Annotated in this window: 12 protein-coding genes; 1 reads left to right on the top strand and 11 read right to left on the bottom strand. The window is 31.1% G+C overall.

Going from position 1 to position 9,129, the window contains the following annotated elements; translation table 11 throughout:
• Window positions 1-182: 182 nt before the first annotated feature.
• The 3 genes from O9307_RS01825 to O9307_RS01815 form a co-directional block, all read right to left on the bottom strand.
• Window positions 183-1,916, bottom strand: coding sequence for a tetratricopeptide repeat-containing sensor histidine kinase (locus tag O9307_RS01825; RefSeq protein ID WP_298294747.1), 1,734 nt, complete (start codon window positions 1,914-1,916; stop codon window positions 183-185).
• 347 nt (window positions 1,917-2,263) lie between these two features.
• On the bottom strand, window positions 2,264-2,458 hold the full coding sequence (locus O9307_RS01820) for a 3-oxoacyl-ACP reductase (RefSeq protein ID WP_298294745.1): 195 nt from the start codon (window positions 2,456-2,458) through the stop codon (window positions 2,264-2,266).
• Between the two features lie 174 nt (window positions 2,459-2,632).
• Window positions 2,633-3,433, bottom strand: coding sequence for a LytTR family DNA-binding domain-containing protein (locus tag O9307_RS01815; RefSeq protein ID WP_298294743.1), 801 nt, complete (start codon window positions 3,431-3,433; stop codon window positions 2,633-2,635).
• A 342-nt stretch (window positions 3,434-3,775) separates the two neighbouring features.
• Between O9307_RS01815 and O9307_RS01810 the strand changes: the two genes are divergently transcribed.
• On the top strand, window positions 3,776-4,279 hold the full coding sequence (locus O9307_RS01810) for a DUF3575 domain-containing protein (RefSeq protein ID WP_298294740.1): 504 nt from the start codon (window positions 3,776-3,778) through the stop codon (window positions 4,277-4,279).
• Between the two features lie 56 nt (window positions 4,280-4,335).
• Here O9307_RS01810 and O9307_RS01805 read toward each other — a convergent pair whose 3' ends face one another.
• The 8 genes from O9307_RS01805 to O9307_RS01770 form a co-directional block, all read right to left on the bottom strand.
• Window positions 4,336-4,599, bottom strand: coding sequence for a hypothetical protein (locus O9307_RS01805; RefSeq protein WP_298294738.1), 264 nt, complete (start codon window positions 4,597-4,599; stop codon window positions 4,336-4,338).
• Between the two features lie 79 nt (window positions 4,600-4,678).
• Window positions 4,679-5,092 carry a hypothetical protein gene (locus tag O9307_RS01800; protein ID WP_298294736.1) on the bottom strand — a complete coding sequence of 138 codons (414 nt, stop codon included), beginning with the start codon at window positions 5,090-5,092 and terminating at the stop codon, window positions 4,679-4,681.
• Between the two features lie 41 nt (window positions 5,093-5,133).
• A complete protein-coding gene (locus tag O9307_RS01795) occupies window positions 5,134-5,559 on the bottom strand; it encodes a hypothetical protein (RefSeq protein ID WP_298294734.1) in 426 nt (141 codons plus the stop codon).
• An 86-nt stretch (window positions 5,560-5,645) separates the two neighbouring features.
• Complete coding sequence (locus O9307_RS01790) at window positions 5,646-6,065, bottom strand: hypothetical protein (protein WP_298294732.1); 420 nt, start codon at window positions 6,063-6,065, stop codon at window positions 5,646-5,648.
• A gap of 49 nt (window positions 6,066-6,114) precedes the next feature.
• Window positions 6,115-6,531 carry a hypothetical protein gene (locus O9307_RS01785; protein ID WP_298294730.1) on the bottom strand — a complete coding sequence of 139 codons (417 nt, stop codon included), beginning with the start codon at window positions 6,529-6,531 and terminating at the stop codon, window positions 6,115-6,117.
• Window positions 6,532-6,620: 89 nt separating this feature from the next.
• Window positions 6,621-7,031 carry a hypothetical protein gene (locus O9307_RS01780; protein WP_298294728.1) on the bottom strand — a complete coding sequence of 137 codons (411 nt, stop codon included), beginning with the start codon at window positions 7,029-7,031 and terminating at the stop codon, window positions 6,621-6,623.
• Between the two features lie 4 nt (window positions 7,032-7,035).
• Entirely contained in the window at window positions 7,036-7,464 is a 429-nt protein-coding gene (locus O9307_RS01775) for a hypothetical protein (protein ID WP_298294726.1), read from the bottom strand.
• A gap of 17 nt (window positions 7,465-7,481) precedes the next feature.
• Window positions 7,482-9,083, bottom strand: a complete 1,602-nt coding sequence (locus tag O9307_RS01770) for a hypothetical protein (protein ID WP_298294724.1) — start codon at window positions 9,081-9,083, stop codon at window positions 7,482-7,484.
• Between the last annotated feature and the right edge of the window lie 46 nt (window positions 9,084-9,129).

Raw genomic sequence — 9,129 nt, 5'->3', positions numbered from 1 at the left:
GCGTTTGGAAGGTTTTCCTAATAGAAAAGGTCGTGTAGTTTTGTCAAAATCTTTACAAAATTCATCTACAATAGAAAAAATATCAGTAATTTTATCGAAACAAATCATAAGGTAGAATTTAGTTAAATATTTAATTGTCAGAGATTTAAATATACTAAATTTTACCTTTTTGTGCAATATTTTCAACCCAAATTATTAATCGAGTTCAGGTCTTTACATTCTTTGGTCCTGTATTCTATATTTTGTAAACCAATACCTTTTTTAATTTTTTTAAGATTAAATCCTACACCATTGTCTTGTATAGAAAGCTTAATCATCTGATCTCCCTCCATTACAAAGCTAACCGTTATTAACTTAGATTGTGCATATTTATTGCAATTTTGTAAGGCTTCTTGAACGATTCGGTACAAGTTAATTTTGATTTCATTAGAAATGCCTTCCCACTGAATGTTTTTATCTAAATAAAAAGTTATTTTAGTTTTAAAAGCTTTCCTTTGATTTTCGATAAGATTCGTGAGAATCACGACGAAGTTATTAATTAATTCTGTGTTTTCTCTATTCAAATCGTGTGAAATTTCTCGAATATCTTGTTCGATTTGTTTTAATTCGGCTAAATATTCCAATCTAGTTTTTATAGCTTGCTCATCCTGAGCGTTATTCATGGTGTCAAGATTCATTCTAACCCCAAACATTTTCCCCAAAACACCATCGTGTAATTCTCTGGCGACTCTTTTCTTTTCTTTTGCTCGATTGTCTTCAATAGTTTTTTGCTGTGAAATCATCAAATTATATATTTCACCATTGGCTATTTGTTGCTGTTCTTTAAACATCAACAGTCGGTGCTTGTTGCGTAAAGAGACAAAAATAAAGGTAAAAATACTCATTAAAGTTAAAACACTAAAAATATAAAATAAATTTCGGTTTTGTACGACTAAATCAGTGTTTTCGCTTTTAATCACATCGGTTTCATACTCAATTCGAGAGAATTTTTCTCCCATTTTTCGTTCTGCTTTTTGAAGACTGTCATTGATATGAATGTATTCTTTGGAATAAAGCGATGCGTTTTGGGGTTCAACAACTCCCATTTGTTTTAAAGCAACCAAAACGTTTCTAAAATTTTTGTCTTTGCGGGCAGAGGAAAGTGCTTCTCTCGCATACCGAACGGCTTGTAGGCTATCATTATGGTAGCTATAATATTCTGAAAGGTGGATTTTATTGGCAACAATGCCAGATGTTAGTTTTAGGCTATCTCTTAACTTTAAAGAGTTTAAAAATAATCCTGGAAGGTCTTTCTCTTGTTTAAGCTTGAATTTTGAATAAGCTAAATTATCCAAAAGCATGGCATACAAGGATGGCTTATCGTATTTTAGATTTTTTTGTCTTAATCCTTCTTGATAGTACTGTTGAGCTTTTTGGTAATTTTTTAGATTGTGGTATACATATCCAATGTTATTTAACGATGTTGCTTTGGATTGATAAACAGAGGGGATATCTTTATTTGTGCTAATCGACAAAGCTTTAAAATGAAACTCGAGTGCTTTATTATACTCACTTATCTCATTATAAACAGCTCCTAATAAATTATACGAATCATAGTAAACTTCTTTAGAATCTAATCCATTAATAACCCTTAGCGAATTAAAAACTGCTACTTCACTTCCTAAGAAATCACTTTCTCCATATTGTAGATTGGCTTTATTTAGTCGTGTTTTAGCCAAATTAAATTTATCATTTAATTGTAAGTAAATTTTTTCAGCTTTGAAATAGTAAAAAAAGGCACTGTCAGAAATAGACTGGGAAACATAATAGTCCCCCAAATAAGTGTAGGCTTTGGCAGAACTTAAATAGTCCTTTTTTTCATTAGATTTATTCAAAAGCAAAAGAACAGTCGTATTGTAATCCGTCCAATTATTCATGTTAAAATACCTATTGGCTACTCTAAACAAGTTAACCCTATTAATTGAATCATTTTCTTGATTAATCAGAATATTTAACGCTCTCTTATTAAAATTTAATTTTGAACTTAGTGGAAGATTTGTCTCGTTAGCTTTTGTCAAAAATAAACTTAAGCTATCTTCAGGATTTATTCTATGTATATCTACTTTTTCTTTCTTATTACAAGAAAAAAGGAGAAGAAGAAAAAAAAATATGTATATATATTTTGTCAATAGTTGATTTGTATTTTACCAAAAATAGTAAAACTATTGATATAAAAAAAGCCACCAATAACTGGTAGCTTTTAATTTATTCTGAGAACTATTTGTTAATCAACTTTCTTGTTTCCTCCAACACTACTGCTTCCGTTAATGTCAACCTTTTTATTTCCTCCAACACTACTACTTCCGTTTATTTCAATTGGAGAATTAGTATCAATTGTTCTTTTTTGCTCTGGTGTTGTAAATGAAGTTAATCCCATTACTAATGTAAATAATCCGATAGTTAAGATAGCTTTTTTCATAATTTGTGGCTTTATGTTTTAATTTGATTTTACGTTTCTTTCCGATAATGTTCGGAATAGTTTTGTAAATCTAAGTAGCCACACGGAATTTTTCCTACACAAAAACCCCTTTTTTGGTAGAATATAGTCATTTGTTAGTAAGTACTATTCAATATTGAGTAAATCTACTGATTATCAGATTTCTACATAATTTTCTTTGGAAAAATCAGAAATAATTAGGTCAATATTAGTTTTATAGGACTTCGAAAACGGCAGCTTTGTAGTGTTATTCTTAATGAAACACAGGGAGTTACCCATTTGAATTCGGGAAATAAACTTACGGTTTACGATGTAACTATTATGGATGCGAATGAAGGGAAAAGTTAAAATTGATTCGAAATGTTTTAATGTTTTGAACGCTGTTATCATTTCGCCAGATTGTAAATGAATATCCGTAGAATTATTATCGGCCTTAAAATAGCAAATAGTATCGGCATTGATGTAGCGATAGTCACCGTAGGATTTAATACAAATGATTAATGGTTTAGGTGTTAGGCTAGTCACTGGTGGTGAATTTTTTTTTTGCTCAGCATGAGTGTTTTGAATTGGTACTCCCGAACAGGCCTTTTTTTTTAATTTATGAATCGATTTTACTATTTTGATGCCTTGCACAGGTTTTAAATAATAATCAAAAACACCATAGTCTATTGCTTCAAAAGCCCAGTCTTTTTTGGTAGTAGTTATAATGACTTCTGGTAAAATAGATAAAAATCGATGTAACTCACTTATAAATGACAGGGATAGATTACTTTTTTTGTCTGATGGGACAATTTCTAAGAAAATAAGATGAGGTTTTTTTTCTAGTACTAAATTCAATCCTTCTTCAAGTGTAAATGCCATTCCTAGAAATTCTAAGCCTGAAATTCCATCAGCCGTAGCTTTGGTTTGTAAAGCACTCTCTTGTGAATCGTCAATAATAATATAGGTAAAACTCATTCAACAACGCTTATATTCAGTTTAGAAGTCGGTTGTCTAAATTCTAAATCTTTTTTTGGGAATAATTTGATAGTAAACAAAAGTACCATTTTAAACAAAAATCACAATTTAGACTTTTAAAATTACTGTAATCCTTTTTCTTTCCTTCATTTTGTTAAAACAAACCTTTAGAATGTTGATAGAAACAGATGAAATGCAAAAAAATCCGATGAACTGCATCAGTGTACCCTGTTAATTATGGCACTTGAAAAAGAATAGCAAAAAATATGAAAAAACAAAAGCATAATTATTGAACTTACATTTTTTTCTTACATTTGAAAAACTAAAAAACATCTTACACTTATGAAAAAAATACTAGTATTGTTGGTATTAGGTTTCTCAATGTCAGGAATTGCTCAAGAAACGGAACCCGTTTCATTTAAGAAAAATGAATTAAAAATAAACGCTGCTTACCTAATAGCAGAAGCTTTAGAAGTAAGTTATGAAAGAGTTCTTAATGAGGAATCTGCCTTTGGTGCTTCTTTGTTTTTACCATTAGCTAACTACATTGACATAAAACTCATGTTTACCCCATACTATCGTTATTATTTTGGCAAAAAGCCAGCAGCAGGTTTTTTCGCAGAGGGCTTTGGCATGCTAAATAACTACGAAAGCGACAGCCCTATAGAAAATTCAAATGGTATTGATTTCGCATTAGGATTTGGTTTAGGAGGAAAATGGATTACCAAAAAAGGATTTATCTTTGAAATCAATGGTGGAATTGGCCGCAATCTTTTTAATGGTTCAGATATTAATTATAAAATAGTTGGTCGAGGTGGCATTACTTTTGGTTACAGATTTAATTAAATACAACAAAGGCTTCTCGATTTGAGAAGCCTTTCTTTTTATAAATAGATATGTGATTACATTTTCATCAACCAGTTTTTCATCGATACTTCATTTTCGATGATGGCTTTTAAGTCAGCAATAGCTACACGGCCTTGTTTCATCGTGTCTCTGTGGCGAATGGTTACGGTTTGACTCGTCAGTGGTTTGTTGATGAACTGTTGCTCATTTGTTTTTAATTTATAAACATCTTTGGTTGTCTGAACCATTTGTTGCGCTTTACAGCTATAAGTAGTCATAAATAGTAAGGCTACGATAATTTTTAATGCTTTTTTCATCATTTTGTATTTTTTGTAAGCAACTATATTTAGAGATTATTCCTATTATACATTTATAAATCAAAAGCAAAGCATACTACTTCTAATCTTTACCAATAACTTTTATTCGAATAACGGTTAAATTTCCATATTTTTCTAAATCTTCTTTTGTCCATTGGTATTCTTTTCCTTTTTCTCTTTTTTCAAAATACCATTCCAACGGTTCCTTAACATATACATATAATCCCACAGAAGGGTTTTCCAAAGACCTACGTTTAATTTCTTCTGGATCTATAAATCTAAAAGAAAAAAAACAAGGATCTCCTATATTTCCAAAGGCCGTTTTTATTTCTGGTTTAATCTCTTTGAGAAGGTCTTTTAGAGGTTTATTAATAAATTGTTGCTCATTTGTTTTAAGTTTTTGAACATCGGCGGTAGTTTGTACTAGTTGCTGTGCTTTGCAGCTGTAATTGATTAAAAAAACTAGAGAAGCTAGAAAATGTAATACGTTTTTCATAATTTTAAAATTAATGAAAACAATAAATTCAATTAAGTTATTTACTCCTTCGGATAATAAACTTTGATTCTTTGTACAATAAGATTTTTATGTTTTTGAATAAATTCATTTGTTAACGTATTGTCTTTCTCTTTAAGCCTTTTTTCAAAATCCAAATCTACTATTTGCTCCTTGACATACACATGTAAGGATACTTTGTCTTCTCGACTCTCAAGTCCCTTCCTCTGTTTTTCTAATGTTATAAATCTAAATGAAAAATAAGAATATCCTTCTTCATTGGTAACCCATGCGGTTTTTATTTCAGGCTTTAACTCTTTTAACAAATATTTTAGAGGTTTATTGATGAACTGTTGTTCATTTGTTTTTAGTTTTTGAACATCGGCTGTGGTTTGTACTAGTTGCTGTGCTTTACAGCCATAATTGATTAAAAAAACTAGAGAAACTAGAATGTGTAATACGTTTTTCATGAATCTAAATTTTAACAATACTAACTTTGAGATTTATCAAAGGATTTGATATTGCCATATATGAACGAGATTAACCAAGTCATACGTTAATACTTACCACCTATTTTTATTCGAATAGCGGTTAAATTACCATATTTCTCTAAATCTTCTTTTGTCCAATTCAATTCTTGTCCTTTTGGTCTTTTTTCGTAATCCCAATCTACTTGGCCGTTTACATAAACATACAAGACTATCTTATCTTCTTTAGTCCCAATATTCCATTTTTGTTCTTCCAATGTTGTAAATCTAAATGAGAAGTAAGAATAGCCTTCTTCATTGGTTACCCATGCCGTTTTTATTTCAGGTTTAATCTCTTTTAATAAAAGTTTTAGCGGTTTATTGATGAACTGTTGTTCATTTGTTTTTAGTTTTGGAACATCGGCTGTGGTTTGTACTACTTGTTGTGCTTTGCAGCTAGAATTTATTAAAAAAACTAGAGAAATAAGAAAATATAATACGTTTTTCATGATTTTAAAATTAATGAAAACAACAAGTCCTAATTTTGACTATTTATTCCTAATCATAAATAACTTTAATCCTTTTTACAATAAGATTTTCATATTTTTGAATATCTTCCTTTGTCCAATTTAATTCTTGTCCCTTTGGTCTTTTTTCATAATCCCAATCTACTTGACCGTTTACATAAATATATAAGGACACTTTGTCCTCTCGACTCCCAAGACCCTTTCTCTGTTCTTCTAATGGTAAAAAGTTAAATCCAAAATAAGAATACCCCTCTTCATTAGTTACCCCTGCCGTTTTTATTTCAGGCTTTAACTCTTTTAATAAATATTTTAGTGGTTTATTGATGAACTGTTGCTCATTTGTTTTAAGTTTTGGAACATCTGCGGTGGTTTGCACCATTTGTTGCGATTTACAGCTATAATTGATTAAAAGTACAAACGAGGCTAGAACATGTAATGCGTTTTTCATGACTCTAAATTTTAATATTAATACTAACTTTGAGATTTATCAAAGGATTTGATATTGCCATATACGAACGAAATTAACCAAGTAATACACTAATACTTACCGCCTATTTTTATTCGAATAACGGTTAAATTACCATATTTTTCTACATCTTCTTTTGTCCATTGGTATTCTTTTCCTTTCTCTCTTTTTTCAAAATACCATTCCAACGGTTCTTTAACATACACATACAAACCCAATGCACTTCCTAAGGGTATACGTTTAATTTCTTCTGTATCTATAAATCTAAAGGAAAAATAGCTAGGGTCACCTATATTACCGTAGGCAATTTTTATTTCTGGCTTTATCTCGTCCAATAATTTTTTTAATGGTTTGTTGATGAACTGTTGTTCATTTGTTTTTAGTTTTGGAACATCTGCGGTGGTTTGTACCATTTGTTGCGCTTTACAGCTAGAATTGATTAAAAAAACTAGAGAACCTAGAAAATGTAATACGTTTTTCATTAATTTAATCTTTGGGCGGGCTAATTACTTTTATCCTAATTACGGTAAGGTTGCCGTATTTTTCTGCATCTTCTTTTGTCCAAGACAGCCCAATTTCTTTAGGTCTTTTTTCCCATTTCCAATCTATTGGATCTTTGACATAAACGTATAGAGATACTTGATCTTCCCAACTTCCTTCTTTCTTTTTCTTTTTCTGTTGGTCATGAGTTATAAATTTAAATCTGAAAAAGAATGGATTATCATTACTTGCATATCCTGTTTTTATTTCGGGTTTTATTTCTTTGAGAAGATTTTTCAGAGGTTTATTAATAAATTGCTGTTCATTTGTTTTTAATTGATAAACATCATTTGTTGTTTGAACCATTTGTTGCGCTTTGCAGCTATTGTTTATTAAAATAAATAAAAGAGCGAAAGTTCTAAGTATATTTTTCATTTTTTTCATTTTTAGTATTAATTACAAGGTTTTGGAGTATAAATTGTGTTGCCATTTTGCACGGTTTCTTCCATTTTAATTGGATTAAAATTTCCATTGCTATCTTGTTTTAGTAACGTTATTCCAGAATTGTATTTGTCCAAAATAATTGAAATTGCTTTAGTTTTACCTTCGATACTAGTATAGGTCATGTCTGAAGTCTGAATTGCCTCTATCTGGTCAAATATAAAGTTTGGAAATTCAGGACTATTATTCCCAATAACATCTGCTGGATAATTAGTAACAAAGGCTTTGGCAGCTTCTAAATCGGTTACCACTAAAGCATACATCGAGCCGTCTGGTAGGACTAAAAATGTAGTGGTAAAATCGGGACGTAACGTGTTCAGTTTTACCGCTGCATATATATCTCCTGCTGACATTGGCGTACCATTAGGATGGTTATGAATAGCTGCAAAAGCTCCCGCCCAAGTTGTGTTTACTTTTACTAAATACTGTGATGTGCCATTATTCATGGGAGCTTGCGTTATTTTTCCATTACTATCTTTGCCCAAAGTGATACTATGCTCAAAGCCATCCGCACTGGCGGCAGCTTTAATACTTGAAACAGCAGTAGTAAATTCTGTATCTACCGCAATACTTGAAATCAGTTTCTTTATCCCAGCACAAGTGTCAATTATTATTTCTTTCGGCTGTCCTACCCATGTCCCAGCATAGGAATTGTATTGATAGATAAATTGGCTACCAACAACTACTTGCTGGTGTTGAGGCATTGGTACACTTTGTAATTGACTATGAGGTGTATATATTATTACGGCATTCTCTGGGATAGTGACATTGATAATATCCCATCGATCCCCATTTGCCTTATATTGGTAGATGGTTATTATTCCACTGGGCTCTATGTGGGTAAGCTTTTGCTTATCAATAGGTGTTGCAGGAAATATAGCCCAATCTCCTGTACTTGTACCATCCCCGTGACCACTGCCATCTTGTGTGTCGGTTTCACAAGTTTTAAACAAAAAAGTGATAGCAACAACTTGTCCATTAATACTATCTACTCTATACCAATAAGTACAATACTTATCACTTTTATTGGTAAGATCTTTTTTACGAAACGCTCTAGAATGTGCTTTTAACCGTCCTTGATCTAAGTCTCCAGAAAATTCAAATCTACCTTCAACTGAGTGTATTGTCACTTTTCCTGAATATGTTATCGCCTCATTTTCATTGTTCAGCATGTACTTAATAGTACTATTGTAATCCGAAAATGCATTTTCGAAAGTAACTATTTTCGCATTCGTAATCCTTTTCTTTTGAAGATAAAAAACAATTTTAGTGGTCTTTGCTTTATCATTATTAGTTACATTACCCAGATTTGCAATCAAAAGGGTTTGTATATCGTTGAGTTTAATCGCTGCTATACTTTGATAATCAATGGTGTTTTTTAAATCGTTACCCGTAAATAAAGTTCCCTCTTGTTGGTTTGTTGGAATACTACTCAAATAGTGCTGTATATCACTTTTGTAAGTTTCAGCAATAGCATTGGGTACTTCTAAATCCTCCTCTGTTTGGCAAGAGAGAAATATTGAAAAAAACAAAACTGCTACGATTTTTACCATTTTCCACCTAAGATGAGGCGGTAATTTTAAAAGTTGATTCTGAAAA

The organism is Flavobacterium sp. (assembly GCF_027531905.1).
Taxonomy (GTDB): domain Bacteria; phylum Bacteroidota; class Bacteroidia; order Flavobacteriales; family Flavobacteriaceae; genus Flavobacterium.
The sequence above is the reverse complement of the archived record's forward strand: the minus strand, read 5'-3'. Positions and strand labels throughout refer to the sequence as shown.

Bases quoted from the DNA above. Each gene is read 5' to 3' on its own strand.
- O9307_RS01800 (WP_298294736.1), bottom strand. From the start codon at position 5,092: ATGAAAAACGTATTACATTTTCTAGCTTCTCTAGTTTTTTTAATCAAT.
- O9307_RS01795 (WP_298294734.1), bottom strand. From the start codon at position 5,559: ATGAAAAACGTATTACACATTCTAGTTTCTCTAGTTTTTTTAATCAAT.
- O9307_RS01780 (WP_298294728.1), bottom strand. From the start codon at position 7,031: ATGAAAAACGTATTACATTTTCTAGGTTCTCTAGTTTTTTTAATCAAT.
- O9307_RS01810 (WP_298294740.1), top strand. From the start codon at position 3,776: ATGAAAAAAATACTAGTATTGTTGGTATTAGGTTTCTCAATGTCAGGA.
- O9307_RS01820 (WP_298294745.1), bottom strand. From the start codon at position 2,458: ATGAAAAAAGCTATCTTAACTATCGGATTATTTACATTAGTAATGGGA.
- O9307_RS01805 (WP_298294738.1), bottom strand. From the start codon at position 4,599: ATGATGAAAAAAGCATTAAAAATTATCGTAGCCTTACTATTTATGACT.
- O9307_RS01815 (WP_298294743.1), bottom strand. From the start codon at position 3,433: ATGAGTTTTACCTATATTATTATTGACGATTCACAAGAGAGTGCTTTA.
- O9307_RS01825 (WP_298294747.1), bottom strand. From the start codon at position 1,916: ATGAATAATTGGACGGATTACAATACGACTGTTCTTTTGCTTTTGAAT.
- O9307_RS01790 (WP_298294732.1), bottom strand. From the start codon at position 6,065: ATGAAAAACGTATTATATTTTCTTATTTCTCTAGTTTTTTTAATAAAT.
- O9307_RS01770 (WP_298294724.1), bottom strand. From the start codon at position 9,083: ATGGTAAAAATCGTAGCAGTTTTGTTTTTTTCAATATTTCTCTCTTGC.
- O9307_RS01775 (WP_298294726.1), bottom strand. From the start codon at position 7,464: ATGAAAAATATACTTAGAACTTTCGCTCTTTTATTTATTTTAATAAAC.
- O9307_RS01785 (WP_298294730.1), bottom strand. From the start codon at position 6,531: ATGAAAAACGCATTACATGTTCTAGCCTCGTTTGTACTTTTAATCAAT.